Consider the following 20058-nt stretch of genomic DNA (forward strand, 5'->3'; position numbering starts at 1 on the left):
CGGTATCCCCGGCCCCCAGGCGTGGCGCCGCGCGCGTCGCCGCCCGCTATCCGAGCGGGTCGCCGACCGCGTCCGTCGCCTCGTCGAGCGGCCCCTGCGCGAGCCTCGTGAGCAGCGGCGGCGCCGGGGGCGTGAACCCGGCGACCTCGGCCAACCCGCGAAGCACGTCGTCGGGCCGGACGGCCGGCTCCGTGTGGCGGAGCACGAGCTCGAGCGCCGGCGCACCGGTCGCCTCCTCCCCGGCGGTCGCCACGGTCAGGACCGCCACCGCTGCCCGGCAGTCGAAGCTCCGCAGGCCCTTCTTCGTCATCCGCTCCACCGTGACGCTCTCCGCTGCGACGAATCGGGCCACGGCCTGCTCGAGCCCGGCGCGGTCGGCGTCGCGGAGCTCCACCACCCAGCGGCTCGCGGTGAGCCGGTCGGCGAGCGCCCCGCCGGGCGACTCGACCACGGCGAGCACGTCGAGCCCCGCGGGCAAGGCCTCGTCGAGCGCCCGCCCGACCTCCGCCGGCTCGCGGCGGTCGGCGAGGCCCAGCTCGAGGTACTCGGCCTCGCTCGCGGCACCGGTCGGTGAGGCGCCGGCGTAGGAGATCCTCGGGTGCGGGTGGAAGCCGGAGGAGTAGGCCATGGGGATCCCGGCGCGGACCACCGCCCGCTCGACCGCCCGGCTCACGTCACGGTGGCTGGTGAACCGCAGGCGACCGCGCTTGGCGTACCGGACCCGCAGCCGCTGGACGGGCGGGGCCTGCTGCTCTGGCTGCTGACGGGGCACGGCCGAGAATGCTAGGTCAGGTGAGCTCGAGGCCCTTCATCTGCGGGGAGGCGTAGACGTTGACGATCCGCACCCCGTCGAGCCAGGCGGTCAGCCGCTCGGCCTGTGCGTCGAGGGCGGCCCGGGCCTCCTCGCCGAGGTCGTGCCGGAGCAGCACGCGCACCGCGGCGTCGTCGTCCTGCACCCAGCAGCCGACGACCCGGCCGTCCCACCACGCGGTGTTGCCGGCGTTGCCGTTGGTGTCGAAGAGGTAGGGGACGTCCGCCGGGTCGAGGTAGAACCCACGCTCCTTCCAGCCCATGACCGTGGGGTCGAGGGTCGGCAGCAGGGCCGCCCACGGCTCGACCGGGTCCTCCTCGTCGAGGTCGTCGGCGAGGACCCACCCGGTGCCGCCGCCGTCGAGCGTGACCGACACGGCGCCCACGTCGGCCAGCGCCCGCCTCACCGCGCCCTTGGTGGCGCCCAGCCACCACACGATGTCGGCCTCGGTGCCCGGGCCGAACGTCGCGAGCCAGCGACGCACGAGCTCGGCGTACCCCTCCGGCTCCGGCAACGGCACCGGCTCCTCCCCCAGCCACAGGTCGGTGCGGGTCCAGCTCGGCCGGTTGAGCCGCCAGTGGCCGGCGTTCGCCGCCCTGCAGCACCCGTCCCTCCGCCCCGAGCAGCGTCAGCACCCGCGCGCCGATCGGGAACTCGCCGCTCCACTTCTTCCCGGGCGTGCCGATGGCGACGCGGCCGTCGAGCGCCGGCACCTCCGCGCGCAGCTGCTGGGTGGTGCGTGCCTCGCCGTCGGCGAGCCGGTCGAGCACTGCCCGGCACGCGTCGGCGATCCATGCGTCGGCGTCGTCGGCGAGGCCGGCCGCGACGACGTTCTTCGCGAGCTGGTTGCGCTGCTGGAGGGCGGTGCGGGCCGCGGCGCTCCCCCAGGCGGCGGGGAGCAGGTCGCGCGGGAACGCGAAGAGGGTGCGCCGCATGGCGAGCTGCTTGACCACGCTGCGCTCGTCGTAGAGCGCAGCGTCGACGTCGGCGACGCTCACGCCCGGCACCCGCGCCCACAGCGCGAGGTGGACGGTGGCCGCCTCCGTGGCGTGCAGCACCGTCATCGCGCGGGTGGCGCTGAGGACGTCGGCATGGCCGCTGGCAAGGCCGTGCCGTCGCGCGAGACGAGCTCGTCTCTCAGTGTCGGTGATGTGGCGCACGCGGCCCATCGTGCACCCGAACCACCGACAAGGCGGCACCGCTCCCCTAGGCTGCAGGCCGTGACGACTCCCCCGAACGACCCGTACGGCCAGCAGCCCCAGGGCCAGAACCCCTACGGCCAGCAGCCTTCGAACCCCTACGGCACGCCGTCCTACCCCGGCTACGGCGCCCCGGGCGGCGCTCCGGGCGGGCCGCAGACCACCAGCACCGACGGCGTCTCGATCGGGGCACTGATCAGCAGCCTGGTCTGCTGCGCACCCGTCGGGGTGATCCTCGGCTTCATCGGCCTGAAGCGGACCAAGGGAGGGGCAGCGCAAGGGACGTGGGCTCGCCATCGCCGGTCTCGTCCTCGGAGTGCTGGGCCTGGCGGCGTGGGTGGCCGCCGGCATCGGCCTCGCCGCCGGCGTGAGCTTCCTCAACAGCTACATCTCCCTCGAGGAGGCCGAGGTCGGTCAGTGCATCGACGTCACCGACGACGGCGGCGACGTGCTGCTGCGCGAGAAGGAGTGCACCGAGGAGCACGACGGCGAGATCGTCCACGTCGGCACCATCGGCGAGGACGGCGCCGGGACCGAGCTGACCACCGCGGTCTGCGTGGAGGCCCTCCCCGTGGAGGACCTCACGGCGATCGGCGAGGCGGTCGGCGGCGACGCTCTCACCGCGCTCGAGGTCGTCACCGAGGACCCGAGCAGCCCGGACGCCGGCGACGAGTTCGTCTGCTTCGTCGAGTCCGACGAGAAGCTCACCGAGCCGATCCTCTGACGGGTTGCGGTCGCCGTCGGGCGGTCGTGGGGCCGCCGCCGGGGGGGACTGGGGCGCCGTGTCGCTCGGCCCGCGCCTACACCACGCTGAGCGGCAGCAGCTTCTTCCCCGTCGGCCCGACCTGGATCTCGGTGCCCATCTCCGGGCAGACGCCGCAGTCGTAGCAGGGCGTCCAGCGGCAGTCCTCGACCTCCACGTCGGCGGACCCGTCGGCCACGGCGAGGGCGTCCTCCCAGTCGGCCCACAGCCAGTCCTTGTCGAGGCCGGAGTCGAGGTGGTCCCAGGGCAGCACCTCGTCGTAGTCGCGCTCGCGGGTCGTGTACCAGTCGAGGTCGACACCGGTGCCGGCGAGCGCACGCCCGGACGCGGCGACCCAGCGGTCGTAGGAGAAGTGCTCGCTCCAGCCGTCGAACCGGCCGCCGTCGCGCCACACCTCCTCGATGATCCGGCCGACCCGGCGGTCGCCGCGGGACAGCAGTCCCTCGACGATGCCGGGCTGGCCGTCGTGGTAGCGGAAGCCGATGGCCCGTCCGTACCGCTTGTCGGCGCGCACCGTCTCGCGCAGCTTGCGGAGCCGCTCGTCGGTGGTCTCGACGTCGAGCTGCGCCGCCCACTGGAACGGCGTGTGCGGCTTGGGCACGAACCCGCCGATCGACACGGTGCAGCGGATGTCGTTGCGGCCGGAGACCTCGCGACCCTTGGCGATCACCTTCTTCGCAAGCTCGGCGATCTGCAGCACGTCGTCGTCGGTCTCGGTGGGGAGCCCGCACATGAAGTAGAGCTTCACCTGCCGCCAGCCGTGGGAGTACGCCGTGGCGACGGTGCGGATCAGGTCCTCCTCGGTGACCATCTTGTTGATCACCTTGCGCATGCGCTCGCTGCCGCCCTCGGGGGCGAAGGTGAGGCCGGAGCGGCGGCCGTTGCGGGAGAACTCGTTGGCGAGCGTGATGTTGAAGGCGTCGACCCGGGTGGAGGGCAGCGACAGGGAGACGTTGGACCCGTCGTAACGGTCGGCGAGCCCCTTGGCGACGTCGCCGATCTCGGTGTGGTCGGCGCTGGACAGCGAGAGCAGGCCGACCTCCTCGAAGCCGGTCTTGCGCACGCCGTTGTCGACCATGTCGCCGATCGTCGTGATCGACCGCTCGCGGACCGGCCGGGTGATCATGCCGGCCTGGCAGAACCGGCAGCCGCGCGTGCAGCCGCGGAAGATCTCCACCGAGAACCGCTCGTGCACGGTCTCGGCGAGCGGGACCAGCGGGTTGGCGGGGGTAGGGCCAGGCGTCGAGGTCCATCAGCGTGTGCTTGCGCACCCGGTCCGGCGCCCACGGCTGGTTGGGCACCACGGCCGAGATCCGGCCCGCGGCGTCGTAGCGCACGTCGTAGAACTGCGGCACGTAGACGCCGCCGCTCACCGCGAGGCGGCGGAGCAGCTCGAGCCGGCCCGACGGCATGTCCCCGGCCGGGCAACCCTCGGCCTTCCACTCGCGCACGACCTCGGAGATCGCCAGCACGACCTCCTCGCCGTCGCCGAGCACGGCCGCGTCGACGAAGTCGGCGATCGGCTCGGGGTTGAACGCCGCGTGTCCGCCGGCGATCACCACCGGGTGTTCGTCGGTGCGGTCGACGGCGTGCAGCGGGACGCCGGCCAGGTCGAGGGCGTTGAGGAGGTTGGTGTAGCCCAGCTCGGTGGAGAAGCTCACGCCGAGCAGGTCGAACGCCCCCACGGGTCGGTGGCTGTCGACGGTGAACTGCGGGATGCCCTGCTCGCGCATCACCCGTTCCATGTCCGGCCACACCGCGTAGGTGCGCTCGGCGAGGATCCACGGCCGCTCGTTGAGCACCTCGTAGAGGATCTGCACGCCCTGGTTGGGCAGACCGACCTCGTAGGCGTCGGGGTACATCAGCGCCCACCGCACCCGCGGCGCGCCCGTCGGGGTCGTCCCACTCCTTCGCGACCGAGTTGAGCTCGCCGCCGACGTACTGGATCGGCTTCGAGACCGACAGCAGGTGGGGTTCGAGACGGTCGAACACGGACTGAGCAGACATGGGCTCCAGCGTACGGCGGCCGCCCCGCCCCGGCCGAGTCGGCGAGCCCTCCTAGACTCGCCGCCATGAGCGCGACCACGCCGGGCCGCTCCCGGGCGCTGCTCGTCGCCGCGGCCTCGCTCCCCCTGCTGCTGGCGGCCTGCGGCGGCGACGACGACGCGGCGGAGCCCGACTCCGACCGGATCGTCCTCACCCCCCGCCTCCGAGGGCGCGGGCCACACCCACGCCCCCCGGCGAGAGCGACGCCGAGCCGCACGGCGACGGCTCGACCGCGGCGGCCGGCGGCTACCGGATGGCCGGCGTGCGGCTCACCGGCTCGGCCGGGGGCACCGGTGAGGTGAGCTTCCGCATCCTCGACCGGGCCGGCGATCCGGTCACGGCGTACGTCCTCGAGCAGACCAAGCCGCTCCACCTCTACGTCGTGCGCACCGACCTCGCGGAGTTCCGCCACCTCCACCCGGTGCTCTCCCGCGACGGCACCTGGTCGGCGCCGGTCGACCTCACCCAGCCGGGTGACTACCGCGTGCTCGCCGAGTTCGTGCCGGAGGAGGGCGACGGCCGCCCGGTCGCGCTCGGTGTCGACCGGACGTTGCCGGGCCGCTGGCGGCCCGCGACCGTTCCCGCCGGCACGCAGGGCGCGTCGGGCGACGACGGCACGGTCGAGGTGGCGGTCGACGGCACCGGCGAGGTCGGTCCCGACGGCCGGCTGGCCCTGACCGTGCGCCGGGTCGGCGCCGAGGGCGCGGTGTCCCTCGGCAGCTACCTCGGCACCTACGCCCACCTCACCGGCTTCCCCACCGACGGCAGCGCCGGCTACGTCCACGTCCACCCGTACGGCGAGCCGGAGCAGACCGAGGACGGCACCCGGCTCACGTTCCACACGACCTTCGACGAGCCGGGCGAGTTCCGGTTCTTCGTCCAGGTGCGGCTCGACGGGTTCGTGCACACCGTGCCGGTCACGGCGGCGGTCCGGTAGCCGCTCAGCCGGCGTCGACGGTCAGGGTGGTGACCGGGTTGTCGAACTCCCCCGACGGGGAGGCTGACCTGCACCTCCCACTCGCCGGACGTCGGCAGGGTCACGTCGCCGGCGTAGGTGCCCGCCGCGACGGGACGGACCGGCACCCGGCCGAGGTCGACGGCGTCGGCTCCCCCGCCGCCGTCCGAGCGCGCCGACACCTGCGGGGCGCCGGCCAGGTCGACGGGCTCCCCCGTCTCGTCCTGGACCTGCACCTGCAGGGTGCGGCGGGCACCCTCGCCGGTCAGCAGCACCAGCACCCGGTGGTCGCCGGCGGTCCCGACCGCCACGCCGCCGCCCGCCGCGACCGGCGGGGTGGTCTGCTCCGCGCGCGGCGGCTGCTCGGCGAGGAAGCCGGTGACGCCGAGCAGCGCGACGATCACCAGCGCCTCCGCGCCGGCGGTGCGGCGGACGGCGTACGCCGTCGCCCGGCGCGCGTCGTGCGGACCGGCGACGACCCGCGGGAGCAGGCGGAACCGGTTCCAGGCGGCGATCGCCACCACGACCAGCGCCAGGCCGACCTTCACCAGCAGCAGCCGTCCGTACGTCGTGTCGACCAGGCCGCTCCACGAGCCGAGGATCCGCCACCCCAGCACGACGCCGGCGGCGGCCATGACGAGGAGCAGGCCTCCGGCCGCGGTCGAGAAGCGGCTGAGCAGCCGGGCGCCGTCCCGCTCCCGGCCCGCCAGCGACGGCAGGGTGAGGGGCGAGGCCGGTCAGGCCGCCGAGCCAGACCGCACCGGCGGTCAGGTGCAGCGCGTCGGTCAGCACGAGCAGGCTGGCCGGCTCGTAGGCCCGGGTGTGCCCGACCAGCGCCGGCGACCACACCGCGAACGCGGCACCGATGTCGGCCAGCGACGGCGGTGGCGTGCGCTCGTCGCGCGGCCGCCCGATGAGCACGCACGCGAGCCCCAGCCCGATCGCCTGGTGGGCCAGGACGATGAGGCGGCCGCTGACCAGGTCGGGGTCGTACGACGCCCCCTCGAGCAGGCCACCGAGCCCGACGCCGCGCTGGTAGGCGCCTGCGACCGGGACGGCGACCGCGGCTGCGACGACCGCCACGGCGCCGGCCCACCGGAGGACTCGCACCAGGCGTCGCCGGACGGTGTCGCGCACCCGGATCCCGCGCAGCGTCCACCCCAGGAAGACGACCAGGCCGACGCAGAGGAGCAAGCCGACGTAGGAGACCGCCTGGACGAGGCTCGCCACCGACCGCATCGAGCCGGAGCCCTCCGCGGCCGTCTCGGGCGGGACGACCTCCTCACTGGGTGCGCCGACGTGGAAGGTCAGCGACCCGGCGATGGGGTGGCCGTCGGAGGAGACGACCCGCCAGACGACGACGTACGTGCCGTCGTCGAGGTCGGCCGGCAGGCCGGCGGTGACCACCTCGTCCTGGGCCGCTGCCTCGACCTCGAGCGGCGCGCCGGAGGCGTCGTAGGCGGCCACGCCGTTGTCGACGACCGACACCGGCTCGTCGAAGGTGAACGTCACCTCCGCCGGCGCCTCGGGGACCACTGCCCCCTCGGCGGGGTCGGTGCCGACCAGGCTGGCGTGCGCCGACGCCGGCGCCGCCACCGCGCCCACGAGGAGCACGGCGAGCAGCGCCGCCGCCGACGCACGCGCCAGCACGGTCAGGCCTTCCGCCCCCGCAGGGAGCGCGACGCCGCCGACGACGATCCCGAGGATCCCGGCGACCAGGCCGGCCAGGGCCAGGCCGGAGCCCTCGTCGTCGGCCTCCTCGGCCTCGGCGGCCGACTGCTCCGACTCGCCGGTCTCCTCGGGCTCCTCGGTCGCCGACGCCGCGTCACCGTGGCCGCCCTCGCCCTCGGTCAGGGTGATCAGGGGGCGCCGGGTTGTCCAGCTCGTCGGGGTCCTGGCCCTCGGCCGCCGTCTCCGTCCACGGGCTCTCGCCCTCCACGCACTCCTGGACGACCGGGAAGGTGAGGGTCTCACCGGCCAGGTCGGGGAGTTGCACGGAGATGGCCACGGAGTCCCGCACCCCGTCCTCGAGCGGCTGCCGCGAGGTGTAGACGACCTCGCTCACCCGCTCGGTGATCTGGTTGCCGTGCGAGTCGGTGATCGGCTCGTCGAGGGTCTCCTCCACCGTCTCCACCTGCCACAGCGGGTGGCGGGTCGGCGTCGGCTGCGGGATCTCCTCCGGGAACGCGATGCGCAGCCGGGTCGTCGGCGACCCGTCGCAGCCGTGTCCCAGCGCGAAGGTGAGCACCGCGTAGGAGCCGGCGGCAGTGGTGTCGGGGCTGACGGTCACGTGGGCGCTCGCGGGTGCGGCCGCCATGGCGACCACCGCTCCGGTCGCCACGGCGACAGCGGCAGCGCGGGTGGACGTGCGTCGTACGGTCATGGTGGTTCCTCGTCTCGTGTCTCTGGTTGGTCCGGGTCGGCAGGCGCGCGCGACCGCAGGACCGGACCCGAGGGACCGGTTCAGGCAGCCGCGACGACCACCCGCGGCGGACCGCGCGTCGGCGCGACGACGAGGTCGCGCCGCCGCGGCGCCGCGCCGCCCTGCCGCAGGGGCCCGCTCCCGCAGGAGCGGCGGCACGGCCCGCGCCGGGTCGAGCCAGGCCAGCAGTACGTCGACCGCACGCCGGCGCAGCGCCCACGCCAGGGCCGCCACGGCCCCCGCCGCGAGGTGGGCGAGCAGCATCGGCCAACCGAGCCCGAGCGGACCGTCCTGGGCACCGTGCGTGGTGCCGTGACCACTCAGCGTCACCAGCCACGCGTGCAGCAGGACCTGGGCGCCCACGAGCGCCGGCAGCACCACGCGGATCCGCACGTTGCGCCGCAGCACCAGCCGCGAGGCGCCGTAGACCATCGCCGCCACCACCAGCAACCAGCCCGCCGACGGCCGCTCGCCGCCCGCCGCCGTGTGCGCGATGCCGAGCGCCGCCGTGGTCTCCGTCGCGACGAGCAGCGAGGACAGGGGACTCCCCCTCGCGGCGCACGACGGACCATCAGCACGGTCTCATGATGGCGGAGGGGTGGTCGGCGTGGCGCGGCGGGCCAGGACGAGGCGGAACTCGTTGCGGTCCTCGACCACGCCGTCCACGAGGTGCGATGCCAGCACGTGGCGCACCCGGTCGCGGAACTCGTCCACCCGATCGCCGAAGAGGTGCTCGGCGGCGAACGAGGTCGAGTGGAGGTAGCCGATCACCGACTCGACGTCACGCGGCCGGCAGGTCTCGACCACGTGCTCCTCGACCTCGGGGAACCCGGAACCGGCCAGGACCTCCGCGAACGGCCGGTGCCGGCCGGCCGGGAAGCTCCCGCGGCCGGCCCTCCGTTCGACGCCGAGGAAGTCCTGGATCACCTCGCGGACGGCCACCTTCCAAGGCTGCGCCGACGTCCAGACGCTGCCGTCGCCCATCACCGCCACCGCCGTGCCGGCGCCGCCGTAGGAGTCGATCCGGGCGGCGACGGCCTCCCTGGTCCATCCAGTGGAAGGCCCGGCAGATGGTGACCAGGTCGGGCTCCCCAGCCGTCCGGTGGGGAGAAGTCCTCCGCCCGGGCACGCACCCACGTCACGTCGCGAGCGTCCGGGTGCACCTTCGCCTGCTCCAGCATCGCCGGATCGGGATCGACCGCGATCACGTCGTCGAACGCCGCCGCCAACGCAGCGACCACCATCCCTGTGCCGGTGCCCAGGTCGAGGAGGCGACCGCGCCGGTTGCCGAGGTCTGCTGTGAGGAGCCGGACGACCTCGTCCGGCACCTCCGACCGGAACCGGTCGTAGTAGGCGGCCGCGCCGGCGAACAGGTCCACGGGGTCGAGTATCGCTGGCGGCTGCCGAAGGACGAGGAGGCGCGGCTTCCCGCCGCGGTGGTCGCGGCGGTTGGCTGGTGGCTCCGACCGCGTGCCGGGTTGCTTCGGGTCGTCGTTCTGTGGTCGGGGTCGAGACGGGTACGACGAGGGGTTGCGCGTCGCTGTCGGCTGGCGGCGTCGCAGGTGGCAGAGGGGTGTTCGGCCCACTTGTCGTCCACAGGCATCGATGGGCCGATTCCCTTTCCACAGCAGGGTTCTGAGCATCGGGCGATGTCGGTGGCGGCGTGTTGACTAGGCCTCATGGAACTCGGGACCGCGCCGCTCTTCGACCTCCCCGCCGCGACTGCGGCGCGGGTGGTCGAGACCGAGCCTGCCGGATCCGAGGTGCCGGTGAAGACGTTCACCCACGAGCTGCTCGAGCTGGTCGCGGAGGACCGGGCGGTGATCGCGGCCCGCGAGCTCGCCCTGGTCCAGCGGATCGCGCACTGGGCCAACCTCAACACCATCCCCACCACCGACGGCGCGGCGACCCTGACCGAACGGGGCCTCGACACCGGCCTCCCGGTCGCGGGTGAGGGGGCTCCGTTGATCAGTGACTTCGCGATCATCGAGCTCGCCCCCATCCTCGGCCGCTCCCTCGACTCGGCCCGCTCCTACGTGGGTTGCGTCGTCGAGCTGAGCCACCGACTCCCCGAGATCTGGGCCAAGGTCGAAGAGGGGCTGTTGCCGGTGTGGAAGGCGCTACGGATCGCCGACCAGACCCGCCTCCTCAACCACGAAGCGGTCGGGTTCGTCGACCACCACCTCGCCCCCCTTCGTCGCGGGTTGCTCGTGGGCGCAGATCGACCGGCTCATCGAAGAAGCGATCACCCGGTTCCAGCCCGACCTCGCCGAAGCAAGGCGCCAACGCGCGGAGGAGACGCGGCGCTTCGACATCGACCTCGACCACGCCGGCACCGACGGCGTCGTCGCGGTGGACGGGGTCCTCGATGTCGCCGACGCGATGGATCTCGAACGTGCGGTCAGCGGCAAGGCCCAGGAGCTCGCCGGCCTGGGTGATGAGGACCCGGTGGACGTGCGGCGGGCGAAGGCGGTCGGGGAGATCGCCCGCGACCAGCTCACCCTCGACCTCACCACCCTGGACTCCGACGAGGAAGAGACGGGCCGACCGAGCGCGAGTGGCGGGCGTGGGGTCGAGCTGTTCGTCCACCTCACCGACACCGCCCTCGGCGACGACGCCGCCGCGTCCGAAGGGGCGTGCGTGGGTCGGTTGCAGAACCTGCAGGTCCCGGTCACGGCCGAGCAGATCCGCGCCTGGTGCGGGGACCGCGGGGCGGATCATCGTCCGCCCGGTCCTCGACCTCGCCGGGTGTGAGCCCATCGACGCCTACGAGGTCCCCGACCGCCACCGCCGCATCGTCGTCCAGCGCAACCACCACTGCGCGTTCCCCGGCTGCACCAAACGCGCCGAACGCTGCGACGTCGACCACACCGTCCCCCACGCCCAGGGCGGCGTGACCTGTCCGTGCAACGAAGCCGCCTTGTGCCGGGGGCACCACCGCGCGAAGACCCACGCCGGCTGGAGCTACGAACGCCCCGCCCCGACGGTCTACCTGTGGACCAGCCCCTCCGCGCACCACTACCTCGTCACCCCCGCCGGCACCCGAGCCCTCCACCCCGCTGACGAGGCCGGCACCGACCCACCCGAGGAGTAGCTGCCGCGCCCCCGCACCCCGCCGTCTCGGGCGGGGCCAGCGGCATGCCAAGACACCGCCTCGCGGGCCTGCGCGGTGGATCCCCGTCACCAGATGACCGCGATCAACCGCACAACCCGGGCCCCTGCGCTTCCGCCCAGCGCCAGCCGCGGACGTCATACGTGCCGAGGGCGATCGCCCACGATCCGTATGACGTCCCCGGGCGGCACGCGGCCCCCCGCGACGCGGGCCCGCGCCGCCCGATTCCTCACTCCTCGCCGAGGTAGCCGGTGGCCGGGTCGATCTGGGAGAGGAAGTCGCGGATGTTGGCGACGTGCTGGTGGGCCGTCCAGCCGGTGGTGGGGCTCGAGCTGAAGCCGTAGTCGGGGTCGGGGCCGGTCAGCCAGGTGTAGTGGGTGCCGCTCGAGCCGTCGGGCTGGAAGGAGAACCGCTCCCCGTCCACCTCGACGATCGCCTCGACGGGCGTCTCCTCCGCAGCCGGAGTGAGGCCCGGCTCCGCGCCGGGGTCCGGGTCGCCGCCGCGGTAGGTCTCCTTCACCGGATCGTCTCCTGGCGTCCCAGCTCCGCCACCAGGTCGGCCCGGAGGTCGTCGTGCTCGGGGCCGAGTGCGTGCCGGGCCGGGTCGACCAGGCCGGTCCAGTGGTGGAGGGCCGCCGGCCAGCCGACGACGTCGGCGGGCTCCCAGTCGTAGCGCGGCGTCACGTGGGCGTGCAGGAAGGCGTCGGTGTTGCCCTGGATCTCGAGGTTCACCCGCCGGAAGCGGGGTTCGCGGCGTCGGCAGACGGCGGCGACCGCCCGGCCGAGCACGGCCATGTCGTCGAGGAAGAGCAGCTGCCGGTCGGGCGGCAGGTCGGTGAGCTGGTCGGCACCCGGGGTGTCGGTGATGAGCACGCAGTAGCCGGGAAGGTGCTGGACGTCGCCGATGACGGCGAACCCGGCGCGCAGCCGGCGCAGCACCGTCGGGTTCGTGCCCGCCAGGGCGCTGCCGACCCGGTCGGCCCGGAAGTCGCCGGCCGTCACGAGCGGACCAGCACGCGGGTGGCGGGCTGCAGGCGCGCCGCCGGCCCGGTGACGGTGCGCCGGTGGATGTTCTGCAGCAGGCCGACCGCGAGCATGCCCGCGAACATCGACGACCCGCCGTAGGAGACGAACGGCAACGGCACGCCGGTGACGGGCATGATGCCGACGCACATCCCGATGTTCTGGAACGCCTGGAAGCCGAACCAGCAGGCGATGCCCGCGGCGGCGATCCGGCCGAACACGTCGTCGGCTCGGCTCGCGATCAGCAGGGCGCGCCACAGCACGATGCCGAGCAGCGCGATCACCAGGCCCGCGCCGACCAGGCCGAGCTCCTCACCGGCGACGGTGAAGACGAAGTCGGTGTGCTGCTCGGGCACGAAGCCGGAGCCGGTCTGCGAGCCGTCGAAGAGGCCCTGGCCGAAGATCCCGCCGTTGCCGACCGCGATCCGCGCCTGCTCGACGTTGTAGCCCGCGCCCCGGGGATCGAGCGTCGGGTCGGTGAACGCGAGGAACCGGTCGACCTGGTAGTCCTCGAGGAAGCCGGTGGTCACCGCGAGCACCGCCACGGCCACGCCGCCGCCGGCGAGGACGGCGAGCCACCGCCGGTGGGCCCCGGAGGCCGCGACCACGCCGAAGACGGTGGCGGTGAGGACGAGCATCGTGCCGAGGTCGGGCTGGGCGAGGATCAGCGTCGCGGGTACGGCGGCCACGGCGAGCATCAGCAGCACGTCGACGGTGCCGACGCGGTCGCGCCACCGGCCCTCGCTCCGCTCCGCGACGACCAGTGCCATCCCGACGACGACGGCGAGCTTGGCGAGCTCCGACGGCTGCAGCGACAGGCCGCCGATCATCAGCCACGACCGCGAGCCGTTGACGGTGGTGCCCATGACCAGCACGAGCACCAGCCCGAGGACGGCGAGGCCGTAGCCGACCGGCGCCAGGATGCGCACCCACCGGTGGTCCGTCGCCGCGACGGCCGCCATCAGCGCCAGCCCGATGCCGAGGTTGAGCACCTGCTTGGCCAGGAACGCGCGCGGGTCGCCGCCGGTGAGGTCGTCGCGGTTGACGGTGGCCGACCAGACGAGCAGGCAGCCGAGCAGCCCGAGCGCCACCACCGCACCGAGCAGCACCAGGTCGAGGTCGGCCCACCGCGACCAGGCGCTGGGCCCGGTGCGGCGCGAGCGGGCGGAGACGCGGGTGGTCGGGCTGCTCATCGCTCCTCCTCCCGCACGGGCGGCATGATCGAGCCGTCGCGCCCGAACCGCGGGAGGCCGTCCGGCGGGACGGTGCCGGGGATGGCGGCCGCGGCCGGGACGACCCGGTCGCCGCGGACGCCGTAGAGCGCCTCCCAGATCTTGCGGATGCCCGGCCCGGACGTCCCGGAGCCGGTGCCGCCCTGGCTGACCATCATCACCACCACGTAGTCCTCGGTGTAGGACGCCACCCACGACGTCGACTGCTTGCCGTAGACCTCCGCGGAGCCGGTCTTGGCCCGCACCTGCACCTCGTCGAGCGGGAAGCCGCCGAGCCGCCACGCCATCGTGCCCTGCCGGCTGACGTTCTTGAGCGCCTCGTCGATGTAGCCGAGCACCGGCGCCGGCACGTCGACCTCGCCCTGCTTCTCCGGCTTGATCCGCCGGATCACCTCGCCGTCGGGCGACACGATGGCCTTGCCGACCCGCGGCTCCCCACAGGACGCCGCCGTTGACGAGCGCGGCGTACGCGCGGGCGAGCTGCAGCGGCGTCACGATGGTGTCGCCCTGGCCGATGGCGAAGTTGACCGCGTCGCCGGCGCGGTAGGCGTAGCCCTCGATGCAGAACTCGCGCGCGAACGTGTAGACGAAGTCGCTGGTGTCGGCGTCCTGCGGCTTGTCGGCGATGCCGCAGTAGTAGTCCTTCTGCGACTTGTAGTAGGCGCGCTTCCACGTGCGGTCCGCGATCCGGCCCGAGGCCTCCCCGGGATATCGACGCCCGTGGCGCTGCCGAAGCCGAACTCCTTGGCCTCGGCGACCAGCGGGTCCTTCGCGTCGACGTCGGAGACGTCGGAGCCGAAGCGCTGCCAGTAGTCGTAGCCGATCCGGTAGAAGAAGGTGTTGCAGGAGACCTCCAGCGCCTGGGCGAAGGAGATGTAGCCGTAGGCGCCGGACTCGTAGTTCTTGAAGTCGCGGTTGCCGACCCGGAACGCGGAGGAGCAGCTGAGGCGGGTGTCGGCGTCGTAGCCGTTGGTGAGGGCACCGGCGGTCATGAACGGCTTCCAGGTGGAGCCGGGCGCGAACTGGCCCTGGGTGGCGCGACCCAGCAGCGGCGTGCCGGCGGCCTCGGAGTAGAGGCGCTTGAGCTGCTTCTGGGTGATCCCGCCGACCCACACCGAGGGGTCGTACGTCGGCTGGCTGGCCATCGCGACGATCCGCCCGGTGTCGGCCTCCATCACGAGCGCGGCGCCCGAGTCGGCCACGTAGGGCCGACCGGTCACGGGGTCGACCGTGGCCCGCGCGGTCTCGATCATCTCGTGCAGCTGCTCCTCGACGACCGCCTGCACCTTGGCGTCGATGGAGGTGACGAGGGTGTCGCCGGGCTGGGCCGCGAGGTCGCCTGGGTCGCCGCGGTCGCCGATCACCTCGCCGTTGGCGTTGACCTTGACCTGCTGGTAGCCGGGCTGGCCGCGCAGCCACTCGTCGTACTCCTTCTCCACGCCCGCGCGGCCCACCACCGACGCTCCGTTGACGGAGGTGTCGCCGGCGTCCTCGGCCGCCTCCAGCTCGCCCTTGGTGATCGGGCTGAGGTAGCCGAGCACGTGGGCGGCGTTGACGCCGAACGGCCGGGGGGTACTCCCGCAGCGTCTGCTGCTCGACGACGACCCCCGGGAAGTCCTCGGGCTGCTCGTTGATGCGCAGCGCGGCGGCGTCGCCGACGTCGTGCGCGACCGGCACCGGCTGGTAGGGCGAGCCGTTCCAGCACACGCCCTCGACCGAGCCCTCGCGTCCGCAGAGCACCAGGCGGCGCTCGATCTGACGGGGCTTCTTGCTCACGACCCGGCCGACCCGGCGAAGCAGCGTGCGCCGGTCGGCCTCGTCCATCCGCCCGAGCATGGTGGTGTCGATCGAGACCACCCAGGTCAGCCGGTTGGTCACGAGCGGCCGGCCCATGGCGTCGACGATCAGTCCGCGCTGCGGCTGCACGACGATGTCGCGCACCGACTGCGACGCCGCACGGCCCTGGTACTCCTCCCCCGTCACCACCTGCAGGTAGTAGAGGCGGGCCGCGAGCGTGGCGAGCAGCGAGAACACCAGCGCCTGGATGACGATCAGCCGGAGCCGGCTGCGGTGCGAGGCCGTCATCGCAGCGCCGGCGCGGTCCGACGACCGGGTTCGCGGGTGAACAGCCAGACCGTCGCGGGCACGACGACGAGGGCGGCCAGCGCGTCCCAGGCCAGGGCCGTCAGCACGACCTCGAGCAGCTGGCCGACCTCGACCACCGGGTCGCGCAGCAGCACGCCGGTGAGGGCGAACACCGAGGTGCCGACGAAGGAGCCGCCGGCACCGGCCACGACCATCAGCCCGTACGACGGCCGCCCGGTCAGCGCCTGGTGGTCGTGGGCGAGCCGCCCGACGACGTAGCCGACGACGAGCAGCGCGAGCGTCCACCGGCCGGCGACGTGGTCGGCGGGGGGTGCGAGGTCGAGCAGCAGGCCGGCGCCGAAGCCGAGCAGGGTCGCGAACCGCGGGTCGGTGACCAGGGCCGCGCCGACCACGACGAGCAGCACGAGGTCGGGCACGACGCCGTTCCAGGCGAGGTGCGGGAAGACGGTGACCTGCAGGAGCAGCGCCGTGAGCAGGGTGAGCAGGGCGGCGACCAGCCGCGGGGTGCCCCTCATCGGATCCTCACGCTCCCGTCGACCTCGATCACGCCCTCGCCGGACGGGACGACCACCCCGACCAGGTCGAGGGCGGTGAAGTCGACGTACGGCTCGACGCCAGCGCGGTAGGTGCCGTCACGCAGGGGACTCGTAGACGTCGGCGACCTCGCCGATCGGCACGCCGGAGACGTAGGGCGCGCCGCCCTCGCTCCCCAGGTCACGACCTCCTGGCCCTGCCGCGGCACCACGCCGCGGTCGATGAGCTGGAGGTCGAGGCGCCCGTCGTCACCGAGCTCGCCGCGGCCCTTGACGAACCCGAGCTCCATGTTGTCGCCGATCCGGCCGCCGACCTCCGACCCGGGGTCGACGAGGAGGCGGACGGTCGCGGTGTGGCTGGTGACGGCCGTGACCCGGCCGACCAGGCCGTCGTCGTTGAGCACCGTCATGTCGGGGCGCAGCCCCGCGTCGGAGCCGGCGTCGATGGTCACCGTGTGGGAGAACGACTGCGCCGGGCCCACCGCGACGACGCGCGCGGGCACCAGGGCGTAGCCGAGGTCGCCCGCGACGGCGCGGAGCCCGTCGAGCTCGGCCAGCCGGTTGTCGTCGTAGCCGCTGGTGCGCAGCTGCTCCGCGAGCGCGGCGTTGCGCGCCTCGAGGTCGGCGACCTCCTCGCGCAGCGTCGCGTTGCTGCGCAGGGCGTCGGGGGACGCCGACCACCGGGCCGAGCACCGCGGACGCGCCGGCCTGGGCGGGTCCGAGGACCTCGCCGGCCACCCGGCGCGCCGGCTCGACCGGCGAGTCCTCGCCGCCGGCGCGGTCGACGACCATCAGCGTCACGCAGGCCAGGACGAGCGCGGCCAGCAGCGAGCGGGACGGCAACCCGCGCTGCTCCTCGCGGCGGTCGCGCGGCGCGGCGACCTTCCGGACCGGCCGCGGGTGGAGGGTGTCGAGCGCCATCAGAAGCGCCTCGGGTTGGTGACGAGGACCTGCTGGAGCGCCTCGAACTCCTCCACGCACCGGCCGGCGCCGAGCGCGACCGACACCAGCGGGTCCTCGGCCACGTGGACCGGCATCCCCGTCTCGTGCCGGATCCGCTCGTCGAGGCCGCGGAGCAGCGCACCGCCGCCGGTGAGGACGATGCCGCGGTCCATGATGTCGCCGGCCAGCTCGGGCGGGGTCTGGTCGAGCGTGCCGCGGACGGCGTCGACGATGGCGTGCAGCGGCTCCTCGAGGGCCAGCCGTACGTCGGCGCTGGTCACGGTGACCGTCCGGGGCAGGCCGGAGACCATGTCACGTCCGCGGACCTCGCCCTCCGGCTCCCCCGGCGCCGGGAACGCCGACCCGAGGGTGACCTTGACCTCCTCGGCGGTGCGGTCGCCGAGCATCAGCCCATGCTCCTTCTTCATCCAGGCCACGATCGCCTGGTCGAGGTCGTCGCCGGCCGTGCGGATGCTGAGGCTGGTGACGATGCCGCCGAGGGAGATCACGGCGACCTCCGTGGTGCCGCCGCCGACGTCGACGACCATGTTGCCGGTCGGCTCGTGGACGGGCAGCCCGGCGCCGATCGCCGCGGCCATCGGCTCCTCGACGATGTAGACCCGGCGCGCGCCGGCCTGGTAGCCGGCTTCCTTGACCGCGCGCTGCTCGACCGGCGTGATGGCGCTGGGCACGCAGATGACCATCCGCGGCTTGGCGAAGTAGCGGCGGCGGTGCACGCGGGCGATGAAGTGCCGCAGCATCTGCTCGGTGGCCTCGAAGTCGGCGATCACGCCGTCCCGGAGGGGGCGCAGCGCCGTGATGTTGTCGGGCGTGCGGCCCACCATCGCCTTGGCCTCCTGGCCGACGGCGATGACGTCACCGGTGGTGTCGTTGAGCGCGACCACGCTGGGCTCGTCGAGCACCACGCCCTTGCGGCGGACGTAGACCAGCGTGTTGGCGGTGCCGAGGTCGACCGCCATGTCGCGGCCGATGATGCTGTTGGCCCTCACGCATGCCTCGCAGACGTCTCCGGGTCCGCCCGTGGACCCGACCGTGCGCGACGGGGAAGCCGGCGGACGCCCTCACGGACGGACGCCGGGAGGAACCTCGGGCGCACATCCGGGGCTCCCCGCCTGCGAGCGTAGGTAAATCACCCGTCCCGGCTGCGCGGACACGCCGTGACGGGTGGTACGGATGTGATCAGTGGGACAGCCGGATCAGAGGTCGGGGAACCAGAGCGCGATCTCGCGCTCGGCCGACTCCGGCGAGTCGGAGCCGTGCACGAGGTTCTCGCGGTTGGAGAGCGAGAGGTCGCCGCGAATCGTGCCCGGCGCGGCCTTCCGGCCGTCGGTGGCGCCGTTGATCGCCCGCACCACCTCGACCGCCTGGTCGCCCTCGAGCACCAGGGCGACCAGCGGCCCGCCGGTGACGAAGGCGCGCAGCGGCGGGTAGAAGTCGCGCTCGACGTGCTCGGCGTAGTGGGCGTCGGCCTGGGCCGCGTCGATCGTGCGGTGCTCCATCGCGACGATCGTCAGGCCCTTGGCCTCGAACCGCGAGAGCACCTCGCCGACGAGGCCGCGGCGGACCGCGTCGGGCTTGATCAGGACGAGAGTGCGTTGGGTCACGCCCGGAACACTAGCGGGGCCTCATCCGGGCGCGGGCACGGCACCGGCCCCGGCTGCGGCCTCGGCCCGCAACGCGGGAGCCAGGTCGCCGCGGGCGCCGACCTCGACCCGGTCGAGACCCAGCCAGCCCGCGAGCCGCCTCAGCTCGGCGGCGAGCTCGGACGCGGTCTCGGGCGGTGCGGTCGGCTCGGCGAACGCGGCGGGCACGAGCAGGGTGCCGGTGGCACGGTCGGCCTTGAGGTCGACCCGGCCCACCACGCGGTCGCCGAGGAGGAACGGCAGCACGTAGTAGCCGTGCACCCGCTTCGCCGCCGGCGTGTAGATCTCGATGCGGTAGTGGAAGTCGAAAAGCGCCTCGGTGCGTGCTCGCTCCCAGACGACCGGGTCGAACGGGCTGAGCAGGGTGCGGGCGGCGACCCGGCGTGGCAGCCGCGCGTCGCGGTGGAGGTAGGCCGGGCGCCGCCAGCCCTCCACCCGCACCGGCTCCAGCTCGCCCGCCGCCACCAGCTCGGCCGCCGCGGCCTGCGCGTCCTTGACCCCGATCCGGTAGTAGTCGGCGAGGCAGTGGGCGCTCGCGACGCCGTGCGACCGGGCAGCCCGACGCACCAGCTCGACGACCGCCTCCGCCCGCGGCACGGGCGGGGTGTCGAGCACCTCGGCGGGCAGCACCCGCTCGGGCACGTCGTACTGCACCTCGAACTGGCCGTTGCGGCCCGCGACCGCCACCTCGCCGCACATGTAGAGGTAGTCGAGGGCGACCCGGGCCTGCGACCAGTTCCACCCCCAGTGCTCCTTGGCCCGCGGCGCACCGTCGTCGAGGTCGCGGGCGGTCACCGGGCGGCCGCGCCGCCGCACCTCGGCGAGCACGGCGGCCACCTGGTCGTCGTCGAGCGCCTTCCACCACTTGCCGCGCTGGTCGCGGTAGTGGCGCCGGCGGAACTCCATGACCGGCCACAGGTCGACCGGCATGAACGCCTGCACGTGCGCCCAGTACTCCACCAGCCGGCGCCGCCGCCCGGTCGCGGCGCGGCGCAGCAGGTCGACGTCGTAGGGGCCCATCCGGGAGTACAACGGCATGAAGTGGGCGCGCTGGAGGACGTTGACGGAGTCGACCTGGAGCACGCCGGTGCGCCCCACGGTGCGCGCGAGCGTGCGCAGCGTGGGCGCGGCGTGCGACGGGTCGGTGAACCCCTGGGCGGCGAGGGCCACCCGTCGGGCCTGGGCGAGCGAGAGCGACTGCACGAACCCGAGCCTAGGGATCCGCACCGACAAGGCCCACGTGCCGCGGC

General features: G+C 73.9%; 23 protein-coding genes and 3 pseudogenes. 6 read left to right on the plus strand and 20 right to left on the minus strand.

What is annotated here, in order from left to right; genetic code table 11:
* Positions 1-46 precede the first annotated feature (46 nt).
* The 4 genes and pseudogenes from MF408_RS02235 to MF408_RS24765 all read right to left on the minus strand — a co-directional run bounded on the left by MF408_RS02235 (position 47) and on the right by MF408_RS24765 (position 2255).
* The gene (locus tag MF408_RS02235; protein WP_240250092.1) at positions 47-772 is read right to left on the minus strand and encodes a TIGR03936 family radical SAM-associated protein; all 726 of its coding nucleotides are present in this window, start codon (positions 770-772) and stop codon (positions 47-49) included.
* A 16-nt stretch (positions 773-788) separates the two neighbouring features.
* Positions 789-1352: a crosslink repair DNA glycosylase YcaQ family protein gene (locus MF408_RS02240; RefSeq protein WP_345893903.1), complete on the minus strand. Its 564-nt coding sequence runs from the start codon at positions 1350-1352 to the stop codon at positions 789-791.
* An 88-nt stretch (positions 1353-1440) separates the two neighbouring features.
* A pseudogene (locus MF408_RS02245) lies at positions 1441-1980 on the minus strand (crosslink repair DNA glycosylase YcaQ family protein); the annotation flags it as partial.
* Between the two features lie 152 nt (positions 1981-2132).
* Positions 2133-2255, minus strand: a complete 123-nt coding sequence (locus MF408_RS24765) for a hypothetical protein (RefSeq protein ID WP_275693318.1) — start codon at positions 2253-2255, stop codon at positions 2133-2135.
* Between the two features lie 71 nt (positions 2256-2326).
* Here MF408_RS24765 and MF408_RS02250 point away from each other — a divergent pair, with 71 nt between their 5' ends.
* Positions 2327-2734, plus strand: coding sequence for a hypothetical protein (locus tag MF408_RS02250; protein ID WP_240250093.1), 408 nt, complete (start codon positions 2327-2329; stop codon positions 2732-2734).
* A 76-nt stretch (positions 2735-2810) separates the two neighbouring features.
* Here MF408_RS02250 and MF408_RS02255 read toward each other — a convergent pair.
* Positions 2811-4780, minus strand: a pseudogene (locus tag MF408_RS02255) (TIGR03960 family B12-binding radical SAM protein).
* A gap of 292 nt (positions 4781-5072) precedes the next feature.
* Here MF408_RS02255 and MF408_RS02260 point away from each other — a divergent pair.
* A complete protein-coding gene (locus MF408_RS02260; protein WP_240250094.1) occupies positions 5073-5756 on the plus strand; it encodes a hypothetical protein in 684 nt (227 codons plus the stop codon).
* A 21-nt stretch (positions 5757-5777) separates the two neighbouring features.
* On the opposite strand, the gene MF408_RS02265 is transcribed toward MF408_RS02260, so the two are convergent.
* The 4 genes from MF408_RS02265 to MF408_RS02280 all read right to left on the minus strand — a co-directional run bounded on the left by MF408_RS02265 (position 5778) and on the right by MF408_RS02280 (position 9575).
* Positions 5778-7424 (minus strand): copper resistance protein CopC, encoded by a 1647-nt coding sequence (locus tag MF408_RS02265; protein ID WP_345893904.1) that lies wholly within the window; start codon positions 7422-7424, stop codon positions 5778-5780.
* 175 nt (positions 7425-7599) lie between these two features.
* The gene (locus MF408_RS02270) at positions 7600-8628 is read right to left on the minus strand and encodes a YcnI family protein (RefSeq protein ID WP_240250095.1); all 1029 of its coding nucleotides are present in this window, start codon (positions 8626-8628) and stop codon (positions 7600-7602) included.
* 150 nt (positions 8629-8778) lie between these two features.
* A complete protein-coding gene (locus MF408_RS02275; RefSeq protein ID WP_240250096.1) occupies positions 8779-9180 on the minus strand; it encodes a hypothetical protein in 402 nt (133 codons plus the stop codon).
* Complete coding sequence (locus MF408_RS02280; RefSeq protein WP_240250097.1) at positions 9180-9575, minus strand: methyltransferase domain-containing protein; 396 nt, start codon at positions 9573-9575, stop codon at positions 9180-9182. Before MF408_RS02280 ends, MF408_RS02275 begins: the two co-directional genes overlap by 1 nt.
* A 300-nt stretch (positions 9576-9875) precedes the next feature.
* On the opposite strand from MF408_RS02280, the gene MF408_RS02285 reads away from it, so the two are divergent.
* From MF408_RS02285 to MF408_RS02295, 3 genes are all read left to right on the plus strand, one after another.
* The gene (locus MF408_RS02285) at positions 9876-10634 is read left to right on the plus strand and encodes a hypothetical protein (RefSeq protein WP_240250098.1); all 759 of its coding nucleotides are present in this window, start codon (positions 9876-9878) and stop codon (positions 10632-10634) included.
* Positions 10579-10950 carry a hypothetical protein gene (locus MF408_RS02290; protein ID WP_240250099.1) on the plus strand — a complete coding sequence of 124 codons (372 nt, stop codon included), beginning with the start codon at positions 10579-10581 and terminating at the stop codon, positions 10948-10950. Before MF408_RS02285 ends, MF408_RS02290 begins: the two co-directional genes overlap by 56 nt.
* A gap of 166 nt (positions 10951-11116) precedes the next feature.
* Positions 11117-11290, plus strand: a complete 174-nt coding sequence (locus MF408_RS02295; RefSeq protein ID WP_240250100.1) for a hypothetical protein — start codon at positions 11117-11119, stop codon at positions 11288-11290.
* A gap of 247 nt (positions 11291-11537) precedes the next feature.
* Here MF408_RS02295 and MF408_RS02300 read toward each other — a convergent pair whose 3' ends face one another.
* The 6 genes and pseudogenes from MF408_RS02300 to MF408_RS02330 all read right to left on the minus strand — a co-directional run.
* A complete protein-coding gene (locus MF408_RS02300; protein WP_240250101.1) occupies positions 11538-11828 on the minus strand; it encodes a hypothetical protein in 291 nt (96 codons plus the stop codon).
* Positions 11825-12310 (minus strand): diadenosine tetraphosphate hydrolase, encoded by a 486-nt coding sequence (locus MF408_RS02305; RefSeq protein ID WP_240250102.1) that lies wholly within the window; start codon positions 12308-12310, stop codon positions 11825-11827. Before MF408_RS02305 ends, MF408_RS02300 begins: the two co-directional genes overlap by 4 nt.
* Complete coding sequence (rodA, locus tag MF408_RS02310) at positions 12307-13524, minus strand: rod shape-determining protein RodA (RefSeq protein ID WP_240251591.1); 1218 nt, start codon at positions 13522-13524, stop codon at positions 12307-12309. The genes MF408_RS02305 and rodA overlap by 4 nt, the downstream gene beginning before the upstream one ends.
* Positions 13521-13973, minus strand: coding sequence for a penicillin-binding transpeptidase domain-containing protein (locus tag MF408_RS02315; RefSeq protein ID WP_240250103.1), 453 nt, complete (start codon positions 13971-13973; stop codon positions 13521-13523). The genes rodA and MF408_RS02315 overlap by 4 nt, the downstream gene beginning before the upstream one ends.
* A gap of 81 nt (positions 13974-14054) precedes the next feature.
* Complete coding sequence (locus MF408_RS02325) at positions 14055-15104, minus strand: penicillin-binding transpeptidase domain-containing protein (protein ID WP_345893831.1); 1050 nt, start codon at positions 15102-15104, stop codon at positions 14055-14057.
* Positions 15105-15192: 88 nt separating this feature from the next.
* Positions 15193-15456, minus strand: a pseudogene (locus tag MF408_RS02330) (penicillin-binding protein 2); the annotation flags it as partial.
* Here MF408_RS02330 and MF408_RS02335 point away from each other — a divergent pair.
* On the plus strand, positions 15398-15559 hold the full coding sequence (locus MF408_RS02335; protein ID WP_240250104.1) for a hypothetical protein: 162 nt from the start codon (positions 15398-15400) through the stop codon (positions 15557-15559). The pseudogene MF408_RS02330 and the gene MF408_RS02335 overlap by 59 nt on opposite strands.
* An 85-nt stretch (positions 15560-15644) precedes the next feature.
* Here the strand turns inward: MF408_RS02335 and mreD are convergent, their stop codons facing one another.
* From mreD to MF408_RS02360, 5 genes are all read right to left on the minus strand, one after another.
* Positions 15645-16184, minus strand: coding sequence for a rod shape-determining protein MreD (mreD, locus tag MF408_RS02340; protein WP_240250105.1), 540 nt, complete (start codon positions 16182-16184; stop codon positions 15645-15647).
* Positions 16181-16705 (minus strand): rod shape-determining protein MreC, encoded by a 525-nt coding sequence (gene mreC / locus MF408_RS02345; RefSeq protein ID WP_240250106.1) that lies wholly within the window; start codon positions 16703-16705, stop codon positions 16181-16183. Before mreC ends, mreD begins: the two co-directional genes overlap by 4 nt.
* Positions 16706-17122: 417 nt before the next feature.
* Positions 17123-18154, minus strand: coding sequence for a rod shape-determining protein (locus MF408_RS02350; RefSeq protein ID WP_275693319.1), 1032 nt, complete (start codon positions 18152-18154; stop codon positions 17123-17125).
* A 207-nt stretch (positions 18155-18361) separates the two neighbouring features.
* Positions 18362-18769 (minus strand): nucleoside-diphosphate kinase, encoded by a 408-nt coding sequence (gene ndk / locus MF408_RS02355; RefSeq protein ID WP_240250107.1) that lies wholly within the window; start codon positions 18767-18769, stop codon positions 18362-18364.
* A 21-nt stretch (positions 18770-18790) separates the two neighbouring features.
* A complete protein-coding gene (locus MF408_RS02360) occupies positions 18791-20011 on the minus strand; it encodes a crosslink repair DNA glycosylase YcaQ family protein (RefSeq protein WP_240250108.1) in 1221 nt (406 codons plus the stop codon).
* Positions 20012-20058 lie beyond the last annotated feature (47 nt).

This window comes from Nocardioides sp. TF02-7 (assembly GCF_022437945.1).
Classification (GTDB): domain Bacteria; phylum Actinomycetota; class Actinomycetes; order Propionibacteriales; family Nocardioidaceae; genus Nocardioides.